Here is a 22,919-nt window from a genome sequence, read left to right as displayed (position 1 = left end):
TTAAGAGATACAGGCTTGCTGCAGTTTAAACCGCTGCGACGAAGTGTCGTGGCGGATTTGTTTTGGAGGAGAGATGGATAATAAACTCTATGTAGGGAACTTGCCATTCAGCACCACCGAAGAAGACCTGCGAAATATGTTTGCCCAGGCGGGAACGGTCGTCTCTGTCAGTTTAATCAAGGATCGTGATTCCGGCCGTTCACGGGGATTTGCATTCGTCGAGCTGAGCAACCAGGCTGAGGCTGAAAAGGCAGTAGGTCTGTTCAACAATACGCTGCTGGATAACCGGACCCTGAAGGTCAACCTCGCCCGCCCCAAGGAGGACAGCGGAAAGTACCGCAAACCGGGCGGCAACAGGCGCTATTAGAATTTCAAACAAGCGATTCCATATCGAGGCAGGCATCCCCTGCCTGATTTTGGTTAAACGGGAAGCTCGATGGTGCGAAAAGTATGATCATCATCACAACACAAATTAGTGATCGATACAACTGCCTGGAGGTTAATCGGACCGTACACATGGGGGAATAACTGACCATCGGTAGGTTCCCAGTGAAGATTGGCTAGCAGCAAGTCGGGGTTCAGCCAAAGAAGTACCAAGTCAGGTACATCCCGGTAGAAGCGGTTCGCCACCTCTAAAACCTGCTCAGGCGTCGAGCAATGGATAAAACCGGATTGCTTCAAAGAGTCATCCTGGAAGCTCCCATATTTTTGTGCTCGTTGCCATTCTTCGCGCTGGCAGATATGGACGAGAAACCTCGATCGCTCGATCACCACACAGCGGTCCCAGCCTGCCAGGCTCTTGATTACCTTAATCTGGGCAGCCGGATACAGTTTTTCGGCAAGCATGTTGATCTCATTTCCTTGCAACGCTTCAATTTCCAGGAAGATGGCCCCGCCAGGGATCAAACAACGCCGGGCTTGTTCAAGCAGCCTGCTGGTCAGGTGAATGCCATCTTGGCCCCCATCGAGAGCCAGTACCGGTTCACGAATTGCAACCGGTAATGTTTTCAGCATGTCTGTAGGGATATAAGGCAGGTTGGCGCAGATCAAGTCAAAATACCCAGCAATCCCTTCCAGCAGGTTTGCCTGGACGAACTCCATCCGGCCAGATAGCACGTGTTTTAGGGCGTTCTTCTGCGCTACGCCCAGGGCTGAGCCTGAAATATCGGTCAACACCAGGTGCAGGTCTGGAATGGCAGCAGCCAGGCTGATCCCAATGCAGCCTGAGCCCGTCCCGACATCGATCGCCTGACGTTGAGTTGGGTGTTGCTTCAGCCAGCGGATGCTCTCCTCGACCAGCAGTTCAGTATCCGGCCGGGGGATAAGCACATCAGGGGTGAGGATGAAATCCTTGCCATAAAACTCCCAATGCCCAACAACATATGGCAGAGGTTCTCCATTTCGCAGGCGCTCCATGGCGTGGGATATCTGAGCATACTGTGCGGGACTGACTTGGAACTCCGGATGTGCCATGACCCATGCCCGGGGTTTCCCGAGCTGATGTGCGACCAGCACCTGTGCGTCCAGGGAGGCAGTATCGCTGGAGGGCTCAAGTTGTAAGGTTATCTCAGCCAGTAATTCTTTGAGGGTTTTTTCAACCGGCATATCAAAATCGCATCCATTGATATAAATACCAGATGAATGATGGATGTGTCCTTTGCTTTTTTAACCTTTGGATCGAGGAATTCTTATTCGCTGTCTTCGGCCACAGCATCTTCACCCAGGGTAGCCAGACGTTCAGCCTCATCGCGGGTTGCCAGCTCATCGATAAAATCATCCAGTAAAGACCCGGTCATGAAGCCAGCCAGGTTGTAGGTGGAAAAGTTGATGCGGTGATCTGTCACACGTGATTGGGGATAATTGTAAGTGCGGATTTTCTCTGCCCGCTCGCCTGTGCCAACCTGTGACCGCCGGTTGGCATCGATCTCTGCCCGGCGTTTTTCTTCTTCAATTTCATACAAGCGGGCGCGTAAAATGCTCATAGCCCGCATGCGGTTTTGCAGCTGTGAGCGTTCATCCTGGCAGGCGACCACAATTCCTGTTGGGATATGGGTGATACGCACAGCTGTAGCATTCTTCTGTACATTTTGGCCACCAGCACCCGCTGAGCGGTAGACATCCATGCGGATATCCGCTTCAGGGATGGTGATCTCCACCTCGTCAACCTCGGCCAGAACGGCCACTGTGGCTGTGGAGGTGTGGATGCGGCCTTGTGATTCAGTCACCGGTACGCGCTGCACGCGGTGGACGCCTGATTCATATTTCAGGCGGGAATAAGCTCCTTTGCCCTTGACCAGGAAGATGATCTCTTTGTAGCCACCGATTCCTATCTCACTCGAGGAGAGAACCTCGATGTTCCACCTGCGAGCTTCAGCATAATGCGAGTACAACCGGAACAGGTCGGCAGCAAAGATTGCCGCCTCATCGCCGCCTGTGCCTGCCCGGATTTCCATGATCACGTTGCGGTCATCGCGCGGGTCCTTGGGTAGCAGCATGGATTTGATTTCACGCTCCAGCTGCTCAATCTGGGGTTCCAGGTCCAGAATCTCAGCTTCGGCCAGCATGCTTAGCTCAGCATCGTCACTGTCGACCAGCGAATGAGCATCTTCAATATGTTCCAGGGCTTGGCGGTACTCGCGCGCTTTGGTGACGATGGCTTCCAGGTCAATGCGTTCCTTGTTCAGCTCGGCAGCTCTCTGGTAGTCATCACCGACTTCCATAAATAACCGGCTCAACTCCTCATAACGCTGCTCAATTCCAGCTAATTTATCCAATAGTTCTAATGGCATGCTTGCTTCCTGGGTCTCCCAATCAAGACAATGATTATACCATCGGAACTTTTAAGGAAGCGCGGTCGTCTTATGCGCAATCAGCTCGTCAGTGATCTATCAGGACTCAGTCTGTTCATTCAGGAGGAGAATATGAAACCGAAGTCCGTTCTACTAACCGCCACTTTGTTGATCATCTTTCTGTCCACCTTGATGCTGCCTGTCACCGCCCTGGCAGATGGCATCATCATCCCCGACCCTCCGATCTGCGATCCAGCCCCTTGCCCACCAGTACCCATCCCCATGGACCAATTGGTTATCCGCTACCATCATGTTACCGTCACGATTAATGAGCAGTTAGCCGTTACGCATGTGGACCAGGTGTTTTATAACCCGAATGATTGGACAATTGAAGGGACATACATATTCCCCATCCCTGACGATGCCGTGGTTTCCAATTTCATCCTGTGGGTGGATGGAAAACCAGTGGAAGGGCAAGTGCTGGACGCCACGCAAGCACGCCAGACCTATGAACAAATCGTCGCTAGCATGCGCGACCCAGCCCTGCTTGAATATGTTGGGCGTGGGGCGGTGCAGGCACGCATCTTCCCGATTGCTCCACAGGGTGAACGGCGGATCGAACTCGAGTACACCCAGGCACTCCCTGCAGAAGGTGGATTGGTGAGCTACCTGTACCCGCTAAACACCGAGAAGTTTTCTGTCCAACCGATAGAATCTGTCACGATCAATGTGGATGTCCATTCCAGCGTGCCCATCCGGGCGGTGTATTCTCCCAGCCATGAGGTAGGTATCAGCCGAGAAAGCGACAATCATGTCACGGTTGGTTATGAGGCATCCAACGTGCTTCCTGACACTGACTTTACCCTGTATTATTCGCTGGGAGAAAGCCAGGCATTCCATTTGTTGAGCTATCGTGATCCAAGCGACCCCTCCGACCCAGATGGGTTTTTCATGGTCATGCTTGCGCCTGGGATCAACGCGGTAGATCGGGTGATTCCAAAGGACCTGCTACTCGTGCTAGATCGTTCAGGGAGCATGGAAGGGGAGAAATTCCAGCAGGTGCAACAGGCAACCCGTTATATTTTGAGCCATCTTAATGCAGATGACCGCTTCAACATCATCTCCTTCAGTACAGGGGTTACCAGTTATGCCCGCGGGTTAAGCCCGGCATCTGAAGCAGATCAGGCACTTTCCTGGCTGAATACCTTAAATGCCAGTGGCTCAACTGATATCAACCGGGCATTGCTCGATGCAGCTGCCATGGTCGACGGGGAACGTCCGACGTATCTGATCTTCCTTACCGATGGCTTACCCACCGAAGGAGTGATGGACAGCCCGTCGATCCTGGCTAATTTCACTGCCAGTGCCCCTAAGAACCTCAGGTTGTTCACCTTTGGGGTAGGCTATGATGTGGATACCTTCCTGCTCGACAGCTTATCACAGGACAATCATGGTAAGAGCTCCTATGTGCAGCCCGGGATGAGTTTGGATGAGATCCTCTCAGCGTTTTACAATGGGATCAGCACGCCCGTCCTGACCAACCTGGATCTGGCCTTTAAAGGAGTCTCCATCTATGATTTATATCCCAGCCCACTGCCTGACCTGTTTTCTGGATCGCAGGTCATCCTGTTGGGGCGTTACCATGAGGGAGGGAAGGCAGATGTCAGCCTGACTGGTGAGTTGAATGGTGAAAAACTGACCTTCATATTTGAAGGTCAGATGTTGGACCAGAAGTCGCCGGTAAATTCTATCCAGGCTTCCATACCCAGGTTATGGGCTACCCGTAAGGTCGGCTACTTACTGAACGAGATCCGCCTGCAAGGCGCAAACCAGGAGATCATTGACCAGATTGTTAAGCTGAGCATCCGCTTCGGCATTGTCACCCCATATACATCCTACCTGGTGACTGAGCAAGCACCTCTCGGAGTAGCTGAACAGGAGCGACTGGCTGAAGATACCTTTAATACCTTGAAGGCGATGCCCACCCAGGCCCCATCCGGGCAGGCTGCTGTTCAGTCCGCTGTGGATGCAGGGGCTATGCAAGGTGCTGCGAGTGCACCTTCACTACCTGAGGAAGCCACCAGCTCGGTGCGGGTGCTTGGCGCGCGGACGTATGTGCTATCAGATGGCACATGGATCGATACTGCTTTCGACCCTGATCAGATGAAGCCAACACCGGTTGAGTTTCTCTCACCTGAGTATTTCGATCTGGTTGCCACCTATCCTGAGCTCGGCGATGCCTTCTCGTTGGGAGACAAAGTGATCGCCCTTTCGGGTGGGAGCGCCTACGAAGTAATTCCTGGAGATAATGCTGCTCAATCTGTGAATCCTTCTCCGACCCCGTCTGGGCAGGATGATCCAACTCCCACCCCGAATGTCATCAAGCAACCAACCAAGACACCTCCCGAGGTGCCCCCTGGCAAGTCTTCGGGTCTATGTGGTGCGGCTCTCTTCCCATTCTTGTTCATGCCATTCCTGGTGGTGTTCGCCAGGCGGTCGAAGCATAGTTCCTAATGGATAAAATTCAAGCCCCCTGGTGATCTGCATCAGGGGGCTTTTTATTCAAGAAAATCGCTGGTGATCGTTAGATGTGCTCTTTATATATTCAGTCCTCGCCCGGGGTGAGCGGAACGGAATCCAGTTTTTTCTCAGTTAGGGTTCTGCCGGTAGTGATCAGCACCACCCCACTGATAATGATCATGGCTGCGATGAGCTCAACTTGTTCAAGCGGCTCATGAGCGATGAGGCTGCCCAGTAAGATGGCTACTACCGGGTTGACGTAGGCATATGTTGCAACGATCGTCGTAGGTGCATTGCGTAACAGCCAGGTGTAGGCGACGAATCCGATTCCTGAGCCGAAAATGATCAGGTAGGTCAATCCGCCAATCGAAGATAAGGAAATGGTACTTACGTCGAATTGCTTCCACTCGCCAATCAGGGTGGCGAAGGCAAACAACCCCAGTGATCCAGCCAGCATTTCCATCCCGGTCCCCATCAGGGGTGATTTCGGCAGGGGGGCTGAGCGACTGTAGAGAGAGCCTATCGACCAGGAAAATGCACCGAAGAGCAGCGCGACGATCCCGACAATATCCAGGGGAGGGCTAGAGGTAGTATGCTGCTGCCATGGATTGGCCAGCAGGGCGATGCCAAGCAGGCCGACGAACACTCCAGCCCAGGTCAACCAGGAAGCGTTTTTGCCCCCCGGCCGCAGCGAGTCGATCAGCACCATCCATAAAGGCGTAGTAGCGATGAATAGTGAGGCGATCCCCGATGGGATACGCTGTTCTGCCCACACCAGGGCACCATTTCCTCCCAATAAGAGCAGCAGTCCGACGATCGTGGCTGCCCGCCACTCAATTTTACTGGGTGCCTGGTCGCCACTTAGCCGACGCCAGATAAACAGGATTAAACCGGAGATCAAAAAGCGGATTCCAGCCGAGATGAACGGGGGGATCGTTTCGATGGTGAAACGGATTGCCAGGTAAGTGGATCCCCATACGATATATACAGCGATGAGCGCTGCCCAGGCTCGTGGTTTCATGGATGTTGCAACTCCAGCTCATTGACCAGAGCTTGACAGCCTGGCCATTTCCCAGCCCAATAGAGCGATCTTGCGCGCTTCACCGTAATGATAATTTCCAAACTCTCCCAAGGAGGTGATCACCCGATGGCAAGGGATCAATACCGGCACAGGATTACGCCCTAAAGCATTGCCCACTGCCCGAGAAGCTTGCGGATCGCCCAGATGGGCGGCGATGTCACGGTATGATACCACACTACCCGGGGGGATCCGCAGTAGGGCCTCCCACACCTTGAGCTGGAAATTTGAGCCGTTCAGGTAAATGTGAAGGGGGTTCCGAGAATGGGAGGCAGTCAGCCCAAATATTTCCGAGATTAAAGGCTCGGTGGCCCCGGGGGCTTCCACCAACCTGGCCTTGGGCCAGATCTTGCGCAGGGCTTGCAGCGCGGCAGTGCGGCCGGATGGCATGATGAATGACAGAAAACAGATGCCACGTTCGGTAGTGCCCAGCAGGATTTCACCAAAAGGTGTCGGGTGAAAACCATACGTTATGGCGATACCTTCCCCTCGTTGCTTAAACTCGCCTGGGGTAACGGCTTCCCAGGTGATGAACAGGTCGTGCAGCCTGCCGGGACTGGATAAGCCTACCTGGTAAGCAGTGTCAAGCACGCTGGCGGATTGAACCAGCATTTGCTTGGCGTGTTCCTTGGTGATGTATTGCAAGAAGCGTTTGGGACTCACCCCCACCCAGCGCGTGAACAGTCGTTGAAGGTGATATTCACTCAGGTGGATGTGTTCGGCGATCTCTTCCAGGCTGGGCTGTCGAGAAGCGTTTCTTTCGAGGTAATAGATAACCTGCTCAATGCGAGCATAGTCATCGGAGAGTTGAGTGTAAGTGTTCATGTCATGATTATAAACAAAGGAGGCTGTTAATCCACCCGAATCTTGCGCATTCTACGACCCTGATATTGCTCAAGGAGTAAATTCAATCTAAATTTATGTCCTAGCACACAGTGCGGGAAGGAACGGGATTGGTTATACTTAGCTTATTATTTTCCCAGGAGGTAGGCATGCGTGAGTTGATGACGGGTGCCCAAGCGATCGTGCGAGGCGCTATCGATGCGGGCTGTGATTTCTTTGCCGGTTACCCCATTACACCGGCCACAGATATCTTGCTGTATATGCTGCACGAGCTTCCCAAGGTGAGTGGCACAGCTATCCAGGCAGAAGACGAGATTGCTTCCATGGGGTTTTGCATTGGGGCAGCCATGACCGGCAAGCGTGTGCTGACGGCAACATCCGGTCCGGGGATCAGCCTGTATAGCGAGAATATTGGCCTGGCAATCATGGGGGAGGTTCCCATGGTGATCGTCGACGTGCAACGGATGGGTCCCGCAACTGGCGGAGCGACCACCGTCGGCCAGGGAGATATCCAATTCCTGCGCTGGGGAACCTCTGGGGGATATCCGGTGGTCGTACTCTCACCCACCAATGCGCCGGACTGCTACAACCTGACCTGCCGCGCCTTTGATCTGGCTGAGCGCTTCCGCATACCCGTTTTTCTGGCTACCGACAAAGAGATCGCCTTAACCCTGGTGACTGTGGAGGAAGACGAGCTCATTCGCTTCCCGGTGCGCAAGCGCCAGGTGGTTTCGCAGGAGAATGAGTTTATTCCTTATAAAACATCACCGACCAATCAGGTACCTCTCTTCTCCCCTTTCGGGGGCAGCCATCTCCTGCGCTTCACCACTTCCACGCACGATGAATACGGACAGCTCACCAAGAACCCGGCCAAGGTTCGCCTGCTCAACGAGCGGCTGGCAAGCAAAGTAGAGGACAGCATTGATGAGATCTCCCTGGTAAAATCCGACCTTGTGGATGGTGCTGATATATTAATCATTAGCTATGGGGTGACCAGCCTGGCGGTGGCAGAGGCGGTACAGATAGCCCGGCAGGCGGGAAAGCGTGTATCCTGCCTGGCAGTTCAAACCCTTTGGCCGGTACCGGAGAAGGAAATCCGGGCTGCTTTGCATGGAGTGCGCAAGGTGATTGTGCCTGAGCTAAACCTTGGCCAGTACCGGCTGGAGGTCGAACGTCTCGTTCGAGATGGGGTGGAAGTGCTGGGAGTCAACCGAGTGGATGGAGAGTTAATCAGCCCTCAGGAAATCCTGCACCAAGGAGGCCTGCTATGACTGACCAAACCGTCCTGAGCTACCTGGACGAGAACCTCCTGCCTTTCTTTTTCTGCCCGGGCTGCGGGCATGGCATGATCACTGAGCAGCTCAATGCAGCCCTGGTCAAGCTGCAACTTGATCCTCACAAAGTTGTGATCGTCACGGATATCGGCTGTAGCGGCCTGGCCGATAAATACTTTACCACCAACGCCTTCCACGGCTTACACGGACGCTCGGTGACCTATGCCACCGGGATCAAGCTGGCTAACCCTGAGCTGAAAGTGATCGTGTTGATGGGTGATGGAGGCTGTGGGATCGGTGGACACCACCTGATCAATGCAGCCCGGCGTAATATCGGCGTGACGGTGATCGTATTCAACAATTTTAACTATGGCATGACTGGTGGGGAGCATTCTGTCACCACACCCATGGGAGGCTTAACCAGCTCTACACCTTTCGGGCAGCTGGAGAAGACCATGGATATCTGCCAGACAGTTGCCGTAAACAGCGCCAGCTTCACCGCCCGCACCACTTCCTTTGAAAAATCACTTCCAGATATGCTTGCTGCAGCCATTCAGAATGAAGGATTCTCACTTGTTGATATATGGGAGCTATGCACAGCATATTATGTACCCAACAATCGCTTCAATAAAAGCATGCTGTTGTCCAGCCTCGATCAGCTTGGATTCAAAACCGGCATCCTGCAGCATACACCCAGGGCTGAGTACACCCAGGCGTACCGAGAATCGGTTGCCTTACAAGCCGGTAAGCCAGCTATGCCTGCCCATCCGATCCAGGCCAGGTACCGGAGTGACTTGGACAAGCGAATGGGCATGGTTATCGCCGGAGCAGCCGGTAAGAAGATCAACTCAGCTGCTTCCCTGTTCTGCCGGGCGGCGGTGCTGTCAAATCTGTGGGTCAGCCAGCGTAATGACTACCCGGTGACGGTCAAATCGGGTCATTCGGTGTCTGAGGTGATCCTTTCGCCAGAGCAAATTGGTTACACAGGTATCACCAAGCCCGAGGTGTTGCTCTTATTATTCAAGGAAGGCCTGCCAGCTGTGAAAAGCCAGCTGGATATGATGGATGAGCAGGGCATCGTCTACGCGAACAGTGAGCTTCTACCCATCCACACCAGGGCAAGAGTGGTACCTCTGGGGTTTAAAAAATCAGATACTTGGGCAGCTAAAAAAGAATATTGGGTAATTATCGCTCTGGCTCGATTATTGCTAGACACCAATTTTTTCCCGCTGGATGCATTTAAAGAAGCTGTGTCTGGAAGGGCAGAATTTGCTGATAACAACCTGCGGGCTATAGAATTTGCACTACGCTTATCGGCGTAGCAGAATAAATTCGTAAGAAATACTGAGGTAAAATGATTGGGGCTTGATGCCCAGGGAATTAACTGACCAAGTTATTTCGGAGAGATGGATTGAAAAGGTATTTTTGGGATTATGCTTTTCTTTTAGGGGTGGCAGGATTTATCGTATTTATGGATCAGAGGTCCAAGAACCTGGTGCGAACGTTGATTCCACTCGGCGCAAGTTGGTCACCCTGGCCGTGGTTGGAACCATATGCCAGGCTGGTCCATTGGCAGAACACGGGGGCGGCATTTGGTATGCTGCAGGGCTTCGGCTTGGTATTTACGATCCTGGCGTTCGTGGTCGCCATAGGTATCCTGATTTATTACCGGCAGGTGCCGCGAAGTGAGTGGTTGATGCGCCTGGCGATGGCTATGATGCTGGGTGGTGCAGTGGGCAACCTGATCGATCGTCTAACCCAGGGGACCGTAACTGATTTCGTCTCTCTCGGAAACTTTGCTGTTTTCAACGTTGCTGATGCCTCCATCTCGGTTGGAACCGCCCTGCTGATCTTCGCTGTGTGGAATAGCGAAAGAAAACAAAACAAGCTGGAGAAGGAGAAACAAGCTGCAGGTTCGCTCGATCAGACCGATTCGGAGAACCCGCCGCTTGAGTGACCAAACCTTGACTTTGCAATACGATGGGGAAGGGACACTGCGCCTCGATAAGTTCCTCGTGTCTTGCCTTCCGGAGTTTTCGCGTTCACGCTTGCAGGCCATGATACAAGACGGCAGGATCGTGATAGATGGCCAGCCGGCTCACAAGAGTGGCCAGATGATCGACCGGCGCAACACCATTCAGGTACATATTCAGCCTGTAGAAACCACCGACCTGGTGCCTGAACACATTCCATTGGCGATCATCTTCGAGAATTCAGACTTGCTGGTAGTGAATAAACCAGCGGGGATGGTAGTCCATCCGGCGGCTGGTCATGCCAGTGGAACACTGGTGCATGCAGCCCTAGCCCACGCCCCGGAGATGGAAGGTATCGGTGGCAAAAAGCGACCTGGCGTGGTCCATCGACTGGACAAGGGCACCTCAGGGTTGATCATATTGGCAAAAAATGACCAGGCCCATCGCTTTTTGCAGGAACAGTTCCGGTTACGCAAAACCATTAAAGTCTACCTGGCCCTGGTGGATGGTAAACCGCCTACACCAACCGGGAGGATCGACGCACCCATCGGCAGAGACTCGATTCACCGTAAGTTGATGGCAGTCACCAGCCTGCAGAAAGGCCGTGAAGCGGTGAGTGAATTTCGCACACTGGAAAGCTTTCGGGAGCATACGCTGCTCGAGGTTCATCCACTGACCGGCCGGACACACCAGATCCGCCTGCACTTACAGTTCATCGGTTGCCCGGTGACAGGTGATCAAGTTTATGGTCACCGACATGCGACGCTTCCCATCACAAGGCAATTCTTGCATGCAACCGGTCTGACCATCGTGCTGCCAGGAGAGAAAACCCCCCGCACCTTTGAAGCACCCTTGCCAGATGAGCTAGAAGAGATATTAGTTGAATTACGGGCGAATAAATAAGGTACTTATCACAGAGTTTTCAACAAGGAGTCAATATGGACTGGATTGATCTACGCTCAGATACAGTGACTCACCCCACAGAGGCGATGCGGAAAGCCATGGCTGAAGCGGAAGTGGGCGATGATGTGTTCGGAGAAGACCCGACGGTAAACAAGTTGCAAGCGATGGCAGCCGAGAGAATGGGCAAAGAAGCTGGTTTGTTTGTGCCTTCCGGGACGATGGGCAACCTGATCGGTATCCTCGCCCATTGCGGGCGGGGCGATGAAGCCATTCTGGGGAATAAGGCCCACACTTTCTTGTATGAGGCTGGTGGCATTTCCGCTTTGGGGGGTGTCCATTCCTGCCAGCTTCCCAACCAAGTCGATGGAACCCTGCTGCTGAAGGATATCCAGGCAGCTATTCGATCAAAAGATGCTCATCAGCCAATCTCCCGACTGGTGGTCTTGGAAAACACGCACAACCGTTGTGGCGGGGTATCATTATCGGCTGAGTACACCAGGGCTGTGGGTGAGCTGGCCCGTGAGAACGGTTTGCTCCTGCATTTGGATGGGGCGCGCATCTTCAACGCGGCTGCTGACCAGGGTGTTTCAGCCGGTGAGCTGGCCCAAGCGGCAGATTCGGTTACTTTTTGCCTCAGCAAGGGCTTATGTGCCCCGGTGGGATCGGTATTGTGTGGAAGCGCCGAGTTTATTGCCAGGGCTCACCGTTTGCGTAAACAACTGGGTGGTGGTATGCGCCAAGCGGGAATCCTGGCTGCTGCAGGTATTGTGGCTTTGGAGAATATGGTGGAGCGGCTGTCAGATGATCATCGTCGAGCGCGCAATTTAGCCCAGGGATTATCCTTTTTACCCGGGTTTACCTTGGATCCGGGGACACCCCATACCAACATGATTTTTATGTCCATTGCCGATGGTTATCCTGGGGATGCCAAACAGGTGGCAGCAGCGCTAGCGAAACAAGGTGTTAAAGTAGGTGTGGTCGGGCAACGGCGTTTTCGCCTGGTTACTCATTATTGGATTGACGATGCTTCGGTTGAAAAGGCCTTGCTTGCCTTTGCGGATATCGGAGAACAGATCAATCAGATGTAAGGGTGATCGGAGGATTTTAGCCCGCATGTTATAATAATTTTATTATTGACCGGGGTGGTTGTTGGTTGTTTAGCGTTGGATTTAAGGAGAGGCAGACTTAACATGAGTGAATACTTTTCGTTGGATCAGATCGACCGTATCGCGGATTTTGTTCGTTCCAAAACAAGCTATCATCCACAAGTGGGGATCATCCTTGGCTCAGGGTTGGGGGCAATCGCAGCCAGCGTGGAATATGCGACTATTATTCCGTATCAAGAAATTCCAGATTGGCCTGTTTCTACTGTGATTGGACACCAGGGGCACCTGGTGATCGGCCAGCTCGAAGGCAAAGAAGTTATCGTCATGCAGGGGCGGGTGCATTACTACGAAGGATACTCAATTCATCAAGTTGCTCTTCCAGTGCGGGTTTTGCAACGATTAGGGATAGAGATCCTGATCGTTACCAACGCTGCAGGAGCAGTGAGCCCCAATTTTTCACCAGGTGATTTGATGCTGATCACCGATCATATCAACCTGATCGGCATGGCAGGGCTAAACCCTTTGCGTGGCCCAAATATCGATGAGTTAGGTACCCGTTTCCCGGATATGAGCAGGGCGTACGACCTTGCTCTATTAGATCTGGCACGGAAAGTAGTGAGTGAAGAAAATCTGGTATTAAACGAGGGCGTTTATGTCTGCCTGGCTGGGCCTTCATTCGAAACCCCAGCAGATTTGCGCTTTTTGCGCTTCATTGGGGCAGATGCAGTTGGAATGTCAACGGTTCCTGAGGTGATCACGGCGCGTCACGGAGGTATACGTGTCTTGGGTATCTCGGGGATCAGTAATAAAGCAAACCTGGATGGTGAAACCATCACTTTACATGAAGAGGTTCTGCAGGCAGGTGAAACTCTGGCGCCTAAGCTTACGGCGCTGATCAAGGGGGTGCTACGCCGTCTTTAGTCTGTCGGTTGATGACACACACTGGACGTAAAAATTACAGAGATTAAGGACGCCGCATGGAACAGATCCTCCGGTTTTTTAGAAACTATGAAATTTGGATTTACGTTATCCTGGGGGTATTGGCCATATGGCAGATCCGTAAATTCGCTGTATCCTGGGAGGAATTACGGGGGGCATTCTTTGGGATGGAAAGGGAAGGTGCCCAATCCAGGGTCAATGCAGCGGCAACCATGATCGTGATCCTGATTATTATGGCGGTTGTTGAGTTTACCATTGTGACTTTTGTGGCCCCGACTGTGCCGGGGGCCAACCCATTACCCACCACAACCCTGGATTTGTTGGCTACACCCACAATCACCTTGCCAGCCCCCACCCAAAATCCTGATGCCACCCAGGGTGTTACCCCCACACCAGGTGAAGTTGCTGCTGCGGAAGGCTGCACACCTGGCCAGGTTAACCTGACAGCACCCCTCAATGGTGATACGATTAATGGAAGTGTGACCGTGCGCGGTACAGCGGATATCATCAACTTTGGCTTCTACACGTTGCAAATCGCCAAACCCGGAGACACGATTTACCTGCCCATTCAGGTAGGTCAGCAGTCGGTAAAGAATGACGTCTTGGGATCCTGGGACACGACGGCACTTTCACCGGGAGCCTACATGTTGGAGCTGATGGTTACGGATAATGTTGGAAATGCACAACCGCCATGTGATATTCAAGTGAATGTCCAGGCAGCACCTTAGTGTTTTAATGGAGTAGATATGCCGGAGATTGAAATTCGACCACCCACATCGCTGGAAATCCCCCAATTGATTGAGATTGACCATGATTATGTGAGTGACCATGTCTGGCAGATGGAAGTCCAGCATGATACGGGTCAGAAACCTTCTGACCTAATGGTTGAGATCACCTTCCGCCAGCAAAAACTACCGCGCTCGGTTAAGGTGGCTTATCCGCGCCCGCCAGCTCAACTGGCAAACGATTGGAAAGAACGTGCTTGTTTGTTAGTAGCGGTTTTAAAGGGTGAAGTGGTGGGATATACAAGCGTCCAGCTTTCCATTGCCCCCTATACAGGTTGGATGACTGACCTGGTGATCATGCGCAGGTTCCGCCGCCAGGGGATTGGTAGCGCCCTTGCGCTGGCTGGGCAGGATTGGTCGCGCCACAAGCGTTGTTTACGGATGGTATTGGAAATGCAACCCAAGAATTACCCGGCGATCTGCCTGGCCCAAAAATTGGGTTATGACCTGTGCGGGTATAACGATCATTATTTTCCTAACCAGGATATCGCCTTATTTTTTTCAAAGAGCTTGAGGTGAACCTGCCGGGATTAAATATCCTTATTCTTTGATGTAGTTGGTTTTTTGTTGTGAGTGATTTGACGGTTTAATATGATTGGTGCGTTGATCAACAGCCTGACATTCGTTAACCAGCTGCTTACCGCTGGGATTGCCATCACTGCATTTTCCCTATTGCTATATGCCCTGACCTTCAACCTGCGCGACCTGGTAGCGCGCACATTCGCATTGATCCTGATCTGCATCGTAATCGTCTTTGTAGGAGATGCAATTAGCAGCATCGTTACCTCAGAGAAAATCTTGCAATTTTGGTTACAGATCGAATGGTTGGGTATTGTATTTTTGCCAGCCTGTTATTTCCATTTTTCAATGGCAGTGATGTTCACCACTGGCAGCCAAACCACTGGGAAGCACCGGTGGATGATTGGCCTGGCATACCTGTTTAGCCTGGGTTTCCTGGCTACCTTGCCGTTTATGCTGTTGGTCGGCCCACTTGTGTCTGATGCTAACCCGGCTCCTCATCTGCAGCGTACCTTGCTCTCATGGATTTTCTCCTTGTATTTTTTACTGGCTGTGGTGTGGACATGGCTCAATTTTAGGGAGGCATACCGCCGCACAGTGACGCCTACCAGCCGCCGTAGGATGCGATATCTGATCGCAGGTGCTCTGGCGCCGGTATTGGGCACCTTCCCTTTCCTCTTGTTCGGCTCCACCCTCGCCACGAACCACCCCTTGTTGTTCTGGCTGGTGGCGGTGATGAACAATATCCTGGTACTTGGGCTGCTGGTGGTTATGGCATACTCGGTGGCTTTTTATGGCGTGTCGTGGCCAGATCGTGTGGTGAAGCGCCGGCTATTCAAATGGTTGATGCGCGGTCCCGTTACAGCTTCTTTCGTGTTGGCAATCACCACCTTTGTACGGCGGGCAGGCGAGTACTTTGGGTTTGAGTACTCTGCTGCAGTACCGATCGTCATGGTAGGATCATTGCTGCTGCTGGAGTATATTATCACCCTTGCAGCACCCTTGTGGGAACGCTGGCTTTTCACCGGGAAGGACAAGACCAGATTGCTGCTGGTTGAGACACTGAATGAGCGTTTGTTGACCACTGGTGATATGCGCCAGTTCCTTGAGTCGGTCCTGGCGGCTATTTGTGACCGTATACAGGCGCCTCGGGCGTTTATTTTAGCCATGGATGCGGGTGACCTTGAAATGATGGTTAATATCGGTGATGCACCCGATGTCGTGGACCTGGCTGAAGGTCTGGATCATCTTGTGGAGCAAAATGGGAATGGCACAGGTTTCTATACCTGGAATAACTTCTGGCTGCTTCCACTCAACAGCCAACGTATTAAAGAAGGTGTGATGTTAGGGATATTGGGTATCGCCCGAAAGCCTGAGAGTGTGCTTGGTGAAGATCAAAAGCAAGCCGTGTTATTCCTGGCAGATCGTGCTGCTACCGCGCTCGAAGATCACGTCCAGCAGCAGGAAATCTTCAACTCCATCGAAACCTTGAGTCCGCAAATCGATATGATCCAACGACTGCGTGCGGCATCCAGATATGGCGGCACGGATGTGCTGACAGCCCAGGAGCTCCCATTGGAATCGCCGGATCTGGCACGCTGGGTAAAAGACGCACTGACACACTATTGGGGTGGTCCCAGGTTGACAGACAGCCCGCTGCTTGGATTAAAAGTGGTGCAAGATAACCTGGAGGAACACCAGGAAAATCCTGCCAATGCCTTGCGCGCTATCCTGCGCCAGGCTGTCGATCAGGTTCGCCCAGAGGGTGAACGCAGGTTCACCGGCGAGTGGATTCTCTACAACATCCTGGAAATGAAGTTTATGGAGGGGAAAAAAGTACGTGAGATAGCCACACGGTTATCCATGTCTGAAGCTGACCTGTACCGTAAACAACGTGTGGCAGTTGAAGCAGTTGCGAATGCTATTATGGAAATGGAACAGAAAGCCAGGGCAGAAAATTAATTACAATGGGCACAATAATGATTAAGTTATGGGGAGGAGGGTTTAATGGTTACTAAGCAATCCAGTAATTCGAGGGCTCCTGAGATTGATGAAGCCTGGTGGACCGCTTTGTTGGCTGAGGAGGAAAAATATAAGACTTCCGCGAGCAGAGAGCTGGGACTTCAGGACGAACCTGAGCTGCTTGAGAGCCAAAGCGTACGAAAGGGTATCAAGACCGGTGAGATCGACTGGCAAATGGTCAATAACCTGTTCTCCACTGACCAGGTGATCAGGCTGGAAATCACAGGGTTCAACCGCGGGGGTTTGCTGGTTTCGGGAAGTGGGCTGCATGGATTCGTACCCGTCTCGCACCTCCTGGAGATCAATTGTCTGACTGATGAAGTTGAAAAGGAAAAAGCCCTATCAAGTTATGTAGGACGGACGGCATCATTTAAAGTGATCGAGTGTGATCCGGAGCGCGGCAGAGTGGTTTTTTCGGAGCGGGCAGCCCTGGCTGAATCGGGAAAAAGGAACCTGGTATTCGGTGAGATTTACCCTGGGAAGCGGATCTGCGGGATCGTCACCAACATCACTGAGTTTGGGGTATTTGTCGACCTGGGAGGGGTGGAAGGCCTGATTCATGTATCGGAATTATCGTGGGGTCGGGTTCGCCATCCGGGCGAAGTGGCGAAAGTTGGTGAGACCGTCCAAGCGTACGTGATCAATGTAGATCCGGATCGCTCACGAATTGCCCTCTCATTAAAACGGTTGATCCCCAACCCGTGGGAGACGGCCGAGGAGCGCTACCATCCGGGTCAGGTAGTTAGTGCAGTCATAACCAGCCTGGTGCCATTTGGAGCTTTTGCCCGCATCGAAGAAGGATTGGACGGCCTGATACACTCGTCTGAATTTACGGATGTGACTGATTTTGATGAAACTGATGAGGGCTTACATGAGGGCCAGGTGATCAATGTTAAAATTCTGAATGTTAATGCTGCCCGACAGCGGTTAGGATTGAGCTTGAACCTGGGTGAACAGTAATTATTTATAATTCTTGGTCAAAAGAATTTTATTGTTATGGAAAAACATTGGTATTGGCTCGGTGCATTTATTGTTGTGGGGATATTATTAGGAGCGGGTGTACTATTTCTGGTCACCCGCCCGCCGTGGGGCGAACCTATTCGGTTGAACCCACCTCCTACTGCAGCTCCCATCACCGTCTATGTCAGTGGCAAGGTAAACCAGCCAGGATTGTACTCCTTGCCACAGGGTAGTCGCGTTAACGATGCCATCCAGGCTGCGGATGGTTTTTCGGTGGATGCAGACCGCAATGCACTAAACTTGGCTGAGCTGCTGAGTGATGGTCAGCAAATCAATGTAACTGGCCTGCCTGACCCGACACCCACTGGTTGGTCAGTGCGATCCGTCCCAACTTATGCGGGGATGATTAACGTTAACACAGCCGATCTTGCCCAGCTGGAGAGCTTACCGGGTATAGGTCCCACGCTTGCCCAGGCAATCCTCGATTATCGGGTTAATTATGGACCCTTCACCCGCATAGAAGATGTGATGAAGGTGCAAGGAGTTGGTCAGGCTAAATTTGAAGCAATAAAAGACCTGATTACGGTTGGAACGTCCCCATAATCCGCATTCGAGCGTTATCAATGTGCTCCAGCATCATCGAACGAGCTTTTTCTGCATCGCGTTCACGAAGCGCGGCTAAGATCCTACCGTGTTCATCCAGCGAGTAGGCTGCACTGGCATCCCTTTTCCAGGCTGCCAGGTTGAAACGCATTGCCACCTGGTGCAGGTGGATCAGGTGCCTTGACAGGTAGCGGTTGTTGGTGGCAGCTGCCAGCAGGCGGTGAAATTCGTAATCTGCCAAGGCTACCAGGCTAAAGTCCGCCTTCGAAGAGGCTGCCTGTGTCTCTTCGATGTTTTGCGCTAACTGGTGCAGGTCATCCTCAGTGAGGTGTTTACAAGCCAACGAGGCTGCGGGGCCGATTACCATCGCCATGGCGTCCATTACTTCAACGAAATCAAAGACGCTCAGGGGTGTGATCACCACACCGTGGTGGGGGATGATGTGGAGAAGCGATTGTTCTGCAAGGCGCTGAAAAGCTTCCCGCAGGGGCGTCCTACCCCAGCCATAGCGCTTGCTCAGGCTGGCTTCACTGATGGAAAGTCCGGGCTCGATCTGCAGGGTCAGGATTAACTGTCGAAGCTCTCTCTCGACCCGGTCGCTCTCACGAGTGGTCATGTTGTCAGGGTTGTCCATGGGTTACCTCACGTAGCAAATTAATTAAACCATACAAATTAAAAAACTACTACGAATATATTAATTGTATACAATCTGGATATTTCTATTGACACCCACATTGCAAAAGATTATATTTATCGTTATCAGCCATGAGCAACGGGATGATCTTCGATATCAAGCGCTATGCGATAAATGATGGACCAGGGATTCGCACTGCAGTCTTCCTGAAAGGCTGCCCGCTCGAATGTTGGTGGTGCCACAATCCTGAGGGGCAGTCAACCCAGCCGCAGCTGATGGTAAGGTTGAACCGCTGTAAAACCTCGCATGCCTGCCAGAATGCCTGTCCTGAGGATGCGATCCGTTGGGAAGGCAGAACCGTCACCGATTGGGAGAGGTGCGATCAGTGTGGAAAGTGTGCCGAGGTGTGTTATGCGGGAGCGCGAGAGATGGTTGGTCGTCAGGTCAGCATTGCTGAGCTGATGGCAGAGATCATGCGCGATGTGCCCTTTTTCGATCAATCGGGTGGAGGAGTCACCTTCACCGGTGGTGAACCCCTGGCGCAGCCTGAATTCCTCGTGGAAGCTCTAAAGCACTGTAAGGAGCACCACATCCATGCTGCGGTGGATACCTGCGGTCACACTTCCTGGGAGAACTTCCAGGCAATCCTGCCACTGACTGACTTATTCCTGTATGACCTGAAGCTGGTGGATGAGGCCAGGCACATGCGATACACTGGGGTAACGAACCGTTTGCTCTTGGGAAATTTGCGCCGTCTATCAGAGACTGGAGCAAACATCCTGGTGCGTATCCCGCTTATTCCCGGAATTAACAATGATGTTACCAGCATCAACCACTTTGCTAACTTTTTAAGCTCCTTGCCCCGGTTGGAGGGCGTAGCGCTGATGCCGTATCATACGATCGGTGTCGCCAAATACGAAGCCCTGGGGATGAGCTATAAGCTGGGCGATATCCAGGTTCCAACCAAGGACCAGATTAGCCAGATTGAAGAAGTATTTTTGACTTATAAATTACCGGTTATCAGACATACTGGGAGGGCTGTATGATCCTTAGTCAGCGTGTTGTAGAACTTCGTAAACAGAGCATTGAAGCCGTTGAGACGCTTTCTTCCGAACGGGCTGAGCTACTGACGGAATTTTGGAGTCAGGACACCGGCTTGATTTCAAACCCGGTAAAAAGGGCATTGGCCTTCAAGTATTTACTTGAGCATAAGGAAATCTGTATCAATGATGGGGAATTGATCGTCGGTGAGAAAGGTCCGGCACCGAAACATGCCCCCACCTTCCCGGAGTTATGTTGCCACAGCCTGGATGACCTGGATGTGCTGGACCAGCGCGAGAAGACTTCCTTCAGGGTCAGCCCTGAAACTCGACGTAGTTATGCCGATACGCTCATCCCATTCTGGAAAGGCAAGTCAATGCGCGAGCTGGTCTTCGCCGAGATGACCCCCGAGTGGAAAGCCGCCTACCAGGCTGGCATCTTTACCGAGTTTATGGAGCAGCGCGCCCCTGGTCACACCGTTCTGGACAATAAGATTTATAAGAAGGGGATGCTGGATTTCCAGGGCGAGATCGAGTCGCGCCTCATGACGCTGGATTTCTTAAATGATCCGCTGGCATACGAAAAACAGGAAGAGCTGCGTGCGATGCTGATAGCTGCGGGTGCGATCATCCGTTATGCTGAGCGGCATGCGGAGAAGGCCCTGGGCCTGGCCGCCTCCGAGCAGGATAATAGGCGCAAGAATGAGCTCATGAGAGTCGCCGAGGTTTGCCAGAACGTTCCAGCCCATGCCCCGCGCAATTTTTGGGAAGCCTTGCAGTCCTATTGGTTCGTCCACCTTGGGGTAACCCTGGAGCTGAACACCTGGGATGCGTTCTCACCAGGTCGCCTGGATCAACACCTGCTGCCTTTCTATGCGCAGGGCATCCAGGATGGTAGCTTAACCTGCGAACAAGCTGAAGAGCTCCTGCAATGTTTCTGGATTAAATTCAACAACCAACCGGCTCCTCCCAAAGTGGGGGTGACCGCCGAAGAAAGCGGTACTTACACAGATTTCGCCCAGATCAACCTGGGCGGGGTACGCCCGGATGGCTCGGATGGTGTGAACGAGGTCACCTACCTGTTGCTGGATGTGATCGAGCAGATGCGCCTGCTCCAGCCTTCCACCTCCATCCAGGTGAGCAAAAAGAATCCTGACCGCTTCATTAAACGTGCAGCTGAGATCATTCGCACTGGTTTTGGCCAGCCTTCGGTGTTCAATGCCGACCTGATCGGCCAGGAGCTGATGCGCATGGGAAAATCGGTGCTGGATGCCCGTTGCGGGGGCTCAAGTGGCTGCGTAGAGGTAGGTGCTTTCGGAAAGGAAAATTACAACCTGACGGGCTATTTCAACCTGCCTAAGGTCTTGGAAATCACCCTGCATAATGGTGCCGACCGACGCACCGGCATCCAGCTAGGGCCAGCCACAGGTGATCCACGCGCATTCTCCAGCATGGAAGAACTTTATAAGGCTTTCGAAAAACAGGTGAATTACTTCGTGGATATCAAAGTGCGTGGCAATAATGTGATTGAGCGCTTATATGCCCGCTATATGCCCTGCCCCTTCCTGTCTTTACTGGTGGATGATTGCATCCGAACAGGAAGGGATTATCATGATGGAGGTGCCCGCTATAACACCACATACATTCAGGGTGTGGGTGTCGGCACGATGACCGATGCCCTGACCAGCATCGGCTACCATGTTTTTAAAAATCACACATTGGGTATGCACGAGTTAATTGACAATCTCGAAGCGAATTTTTCAGGCAATGAGCCCTTGCGCCAGCGATTACTCAACCGCACCCCGAAATATGGCAATGACGATGACCGAGCCGACCGTGTGATGCAGCGCGTCTTCGAGATCTATTTCAATGCCGTGGAAGGCAGGCGCAATACCAAGGGCGGTGAGTACCATATCAACTTGCTCCCCACTACCGTGCATGTGTATTTTGGCAGCGTCACCGGTGCAACCGCAGATGGACGGCTGGCTTACACGCCTCTATCCGAAGGCGTATCACCTGTTCAAGGTGCTGATCATAAAGGACCCACGGCTGTGCTTCGTTCGGTGGCCAAAATGGACCATGTGCGCACCGGCGGTACCCTGCTTAACCAGAAGTTCACCCCCCAGGTATTGGAAAATGACGAGGGTCTCAACAAGCTTGTGCAGCTGATCCGCACCTATTTCCTGCTGGATGGCCATCACATCCAGTTCAACGTGGTAGACGCTGCCACGCTACGCCTGGCCCAGCAGCATCCTGAACAATACCGCAGCCTGATCGTGCGTGTAGCGGGCTACAGCGATTATTTCTGTGACCTGAGCAAAACCCTGCAGGACGAGATCATCGCCCGCACCGAGCACGAGGCGTTTTAAAGCTTGGGCAACACGATGGTTTGCTGAGCCTGGTACTTCCCTTTTTTATCGGCATAGGAAGTTTCACACGGCTCATCCGCCACGAAGAACAGGACCTGCGCAATCCCTTCATTGGCGTAGATTTTTGCCGGTGAGGGGGCAGTATTTGAGATCTCCATGGTCACATAACCTTCCCATTCGGGCTCGAAGGGTGTGACATTGACAATGATCCCGCAGCGAGCATAGGTTGATTTTCCCAGGCAGATGGTCAGGACATTGCGGGGGATACGAAAATATTCTACCGTCCGGGCGAGGGCGAAGGAATTCGGTGGGATGATACACACGTCTCCTTTGAAATCCACCATGGAGGTTTGGTCAAACTGCTTGGGGTCAACCATGGTCAAGTTCTTGTGGGTAAAGATCTTGAATTCGTCTGCCACCCTGATATCGTAGCCATAGGATGATACGCCATAGGAAATTACCCCGTTTCGCACCTGGCTATCGGCGAAGGGTTCAATCATGAGTTTCTCCATTGTCATTTTGCGAATCCAATGATCTGGTTGAAGGCCCATGCTGTGCTCCT

General features: G+C 52.5%; 21 protein-coding genes. 15 read left to right on the top strand and 6 right to left on the bottom strand.

Translation table 11 applies throughout. From position 1 onward, the window contains the following. Positions 1-73 precede the first annotated feature (73 nt). On the top strand, positions 74-367 hold the full coding sequence (locus tag C3F13_07420; protein ID PWB54113.1) for an RNA-binding protein: 294 nt from the start codon (positions 74-76) through the stop codon (positions 365-367). Between the two features lie 53 nt (positions 368-420). On the opposite strand, the gene prmC is transcribed toward C3F13_07420, so the two are convergent. Further along, positions 421-1,605: a peptide chain release factor N(5)-glutamine methyltransferase gene (prmC, locus tag C3F13_07415; GenBank protein PWB54112.1), complete on the bottom strand. Its 1,185-nt coding sequence runs from the start codon at positions 1,603-1,605 to the stop codon at positions 421-423. Positions 1,606-1,688: 83 nt separating this feature from the next. After that, complete coding sequence (locus tag C3F13_07410) at positions 1,689-2,789, bottom strand: peptide chain release factor 1 (protein ID PWB54111.1); 1,101 nt, start codon at positions 2,787-2,789, stop codon at positions 1,689-1,691. Positions 2,790-2,819: 30 nt separating this feature from the next. Here C3F13_07410 and C3F13_07405 point away from each other — a divergent pair, with 30 nt between their 5' ends. Continuing rightward, positions 2,820-5,303, top strand: coding sequence for a hypothetical protein (locus C3F13_07405; protein ID PWB54110.1), 2,484 nt, complete (start codon positions 2,820-2,822; stop codon positions 5,301-5,303). Positions 5,304-5,394: 91 nt separating this feature from the next. Here C3F13_07405 and C3F13_07400 read toward each other — a convergent pair whose 3' ends face one another. Then, a complete protein-coding gene (locus C3F13_07400; GenBank protein ID PWB54109.1) occupies positions 5,395-6,330 on the bottom strand; it encodes an EamA family transporter in 936 nt (311 codons plus the stop codon). 18 nt (positions 6,331-6,348) lie between these two features. Next, on the bottom strand, positions 6,349-7,212 hold the full coding sequence (locus tag C3F13_07395) for a 6-O-methylguanine DNA methyltransferase (protein ID PWB54108.1): 864 nt from the start codon (positions 7,210-7,212) through the stop codon (positions 6,349-6,351). Between the two features lie 167 nt (positions 7,213-7,379). Here C3F13_07395 and C3F13_07390 point away from each other — a divergent pair, with 167 nt between their 5' ends. From C3F13_07390 to C3F13_07340, 11 genes are all read left to right on the top strand, one after another. Then, a complete protein-coding gene (locus C3F13_07390) occupies positions 7,380-8,501 on the top strand; it encodes a pyruvate flavodoxin/ferredoxin oxidoreductase (protein ID PWB54107.1) in 1,122 nt (373 codons plus the stop codon). Then, the gene (locus C3F13_07385) at positions 8,498-9,826 is read left to right on the top strand and encodes a 2-oxoglutarate synthase (GenBank protein PWB54106.1); all 1,329 of its coding nucleotides are present in this window, start codon (positions 8,498-8,500) and stop codon (positions 9,824-9,826) included. Before C3F13_07390 ends, C3F13_07385 begins: the two co-directional genes overlap by 4 nt. Before the next feature lie 89 nt (positions 9,827-9,915). Beyond that, positions 9,916-10,461: a signal peptidase II gene (gene lspA / locus C3F13_07380; GenBank protein ID PWB54105.1), complete on the top strand. Its 546-nt coding sequence runs from the start codon at positions 9,916-9,918 to the stop codon at positions 10,459-10,461. Further along, positions 10,361-11,380, top strand: coding sequence for an RluA family pseudouridine synthase (locus C3F13_07375; protein ID PWB54104.1), 1,020 nt, complete (start codon positions 10,361-10,363; stop codon positions 11,378-11,380). The genes lspA and C3F13_07375 overlap by 101 nt, the downstream gene beginning before the upstream one ends. A gap of 35 nt (positions 11,381-11,415) precedes the next feature. Further along, positions 11,416-12,468: a low-specificity L-threonine aldolase gene (locus tag C3F13_07370; protein PWB54103.1), complete on the top strand. Its 1,053-nt coding sequence runs from the start codon at positions 11,416-11,418 to the stop codon at positions 12,466-12,468. Positions 12,469-12,570: 102 nt separating this feature from the next. Beyond that, positions 12,571-13,407: a purine-nucleoside phosphorylase gene (locus tag C3F13_07365; GenBank protein ID PWB54102.1), complete on the top strand. Its 837-nt coding sequence runs from the start codon at positions 12,571-12,573 to the stop codon at positions 13,405-13,407. A gap of 56 nt (positions 13,408-13,463) precedes the next feature. Next, a complete protein-coding gene (locus C3F13_07360) occupies positions 13,464-14,153 on the top strand; it encodes a hypothetical protein (GenBank protein ID PWB54101.1) in 690 nt (229 codons plus the stop codon). A gap of 18 nt (positions 14,154-14,171) precedes the next feature. Further along, positions 14,172-14,729 (top strand): hypothetical protein, encoded by a 558-nt coding sequence (locus C3F13_07355; GenBank protein PWB54100.1) that lies wholly within the window; start codon positions 14,172-14,174, stop codon positions 14,727-14,729. A gap of 72 nt (positions 14,730-14,801) precedes the next feature. Beyond that, positions 14,802-16,691, top strand: a complete 1,890-nt coding sequence (locus C3F13_07350) for a hypothetical protein (GenBank protein PWB54099.1) — start codon at positions 14,802-14,804, stop codon at positions 16,689-16,691. A 45-nt stretch (positions 16,692-16,736) separates the two neighbouring features. Next, positions 16,737-17,711: a hypothetical protein gene (locus C3F13_07345; GenBank protein PWB54098.1), complete on the top strand. Its 975-nt coding sequence runs from the start codon at positions 16,737-16,739 to the stop codon at positions 17,709-17,711. Positions 17,712-17,747: 36 nt separating this feature from the next. Continuing rightward, complete coding sequence (locus C3F13_07340) at positions 17,748-18,314, top strand: competence protein ComEA (GenBank protein PWB54097.1); 567 nt, start codon at positions 17,748-17,750, stop codon at positions 18,312-18,314. Here C3F13_07340 and C3F13_07335 read toward each other — a convergent pair. Then, the gene (locus C3F13_07335) at positions 18,292-18,948 is read right to left on the bottom strand and encodes a hypothetical protein (protein PWB54096.1); all 657 of its coding nucleotides are present in this window, start codon (positions 18,946-18,948) and stop codon (positions 18,292-18,294) included. The genes C3F13_07340 and C3F13_07335 overlap by 23 nt on opposite strands. Before the next feature lie 131 nt (positions 18,949-19,079). Between C3F13_07335 and C3F13_07330 the strand changes: the two genes are divergently transcribed. Continuing rightward, the gene (locus C3F13_07330; protein ID PWB54095.1) at positions 19,080-19,994 is read left to right on the top strand and encodes a glycyl-radical enzyme activating protein; all 915 of its coding nucleotides are present in this window, start codon (positions 19,080-19,082) and stop codon (positions 19,992-19,994) included. Beyond that, on the top strand, positions 19,991-22,357 hold the full coding sequence (locus C3F13_07325) for a formate C-acetyltransferase/glycerol dehydratase family glycyl radical enzyme (GenBank protein ID PWB54094.1): 2,367 nt from the start codon (positions 19,991-19,993) through the stop codon (positions 22,355-22,357). The genes C3F13_07330 and C3F13_07325 overlap by 4 nt, the downstream gene beginning before the upstream one ends. Here the strand turns inward: C3F13_07325 and C3F13_07320 are convergent. Next, positions 22,354-22,908, bottom strand: a complete 555-nt coding sequence (locus C3F13_07320) for a dCTP deaminase (protein ID PWB54093.1) — start codon at positions 22,906-22,908, stop codon at positions 22,354-22,356. The genes C3F13_07325 and C3F13_07320 overlap by 4 nt on opposite strands. Positions 22,909-22,919 lie beyond the last annotated feature (11 nt).

Source organism: Anaerolineales bacterium (assembly GCA_003105035.1).
In the GTDB taxonomy this organism is placed as follows: Bacteria; Chloroflexota; Anaerolineae; order Anaerolineales; family UBA4823; genus FEB-25.
Note: the sequence above shows the minus strand (reverse complement) of the source record. Positions and strands in the feature narration are given on the sequence as shown.

Bases quoted from the DNA above. Each gene is read 5' to 3' on its own strand.
- C3F13_07370 (PWB54103.1), top strand. From the start codon at position 11,416: ATGGACTGGATTGATCTACGCTCAGATACAGTGACTCACCCCACAGAG.
- C3F13_07340 (PWB54097.1), top strand. From the start codon at position 17,748: ATGGAAAAACATTGGTATTGGCTCGGTGCATTTATTGTTGTGGGGATA.
- prmC (PWB54112.1), bottom strand. From the start codon at position 1,605: ATGCCGGTTGAAAAAACCCTCAAAGAATTACTGGCTGAGATAACCTTA.
- C3F13_07390 (PWB54107.1), top strand. From the start codon at position 7,380: ATGCGTGAGTTGATGACGGGTGCCCAAGCGATCGTGCGAGGCGCTATC.
- C3F13_07330 (PWB54095.1), top strand. From the start codon at position 19,080: ATGAGCAACGGGATGATCTTCGATATCAAGCGCTATGCGATAAATGAT.
- C3F13_07410 (PWB54111.1), bottom strand. From the start codon at position 2,789: ATGCCATTAGAACTATTGGATAAATTAGCTGGAATTGAGCAGCGTTAT.
- C3F13_07365 (PWB54102.1), top strand. From the start codon at position 12,571: ATGAGTGAATACTTTTCGTTGGATCAGATCGACCGTATCGCGGATTTT.
- C3F13_07320 (PWB54093.1), bottom strand. From the start codon at position 22,908: ATGGGCCTTCAACCAGATCATTGGATTCGCAAAATGACAATGGAGAAA.
- C3F13_07360 (PWB54101.1), top strand. From the start codon at position 13,464: ATGGAACAGATCCTCCGGTTTTTTAGAAACTATGAAATTTGGATTTAC.
- C3F13_07345 (PWB54098.1), top strand. From the start codon at position 16,737: ATGGTTACTAAGCAATCCAGTAATTCGAGGGCTCCTGAGATTGATGAA.
- C3F13_07395 (PWB54108.1), bottom strand. From the start codon at position 7,212: ATGAACACTTACACTCAACTCTCCGATGACTATGCTCGCATTGAGCAG.
- C3F13_07400 (PWB54109.1), bottom strand. From the start codon at position 6,330: ATGAAACCACGAGCCTGGGCAGCGCTCATCGCTGTATATATCGTATGG.
- C3F13_07420 (PWB54113.1), top strand. From the start codon at position 74: ATGGATAATAAACTCTATGTAGGGAACTTGCCATTCAGCACCACCGAA.
- C3F13_07325 (PWB54094.1), top strand. From the start codon at position 19,991: ATGATCCTTAGTCAGCGTGTTGTAGAACTTCGTAAACAGAGCATTGAA.
- C3F13_07335 (PWB54096.1), bottom strand. From the start codon at position 18,948: ATGGACAACCCTGACAACATGACCACTCGTGAGAGCGACCGGGTCGAG.
- C3F13_07350 (PWB54099.1), top strand. From the start codon at position 14,802: ATGATTGGTGCGTTGATCAACAGCCTGACATTCGTTAACCAGCTGCTT.
- C3F13_07385 (PWB54106.1), top strand. From the start codon at position 8,498: ATGACTGACCAAACCGTCCTGAGCTACCTGGACGAGAACCTCCTGCCT.
- C3F13_07405 (PWB54110.1), top strand. From the start codon at position 2,820: ATGATTATACCATCGGAACTTTTAAGGAAGCGCGGTCGTCTTATGCGC.
- C3F13_07355 (PWB54100.1), top strand. From the start codon at position 14,172: ATGCCGGAGATTGAAATTCGACCACCCACATCGCTGGAAATCCCCCAA.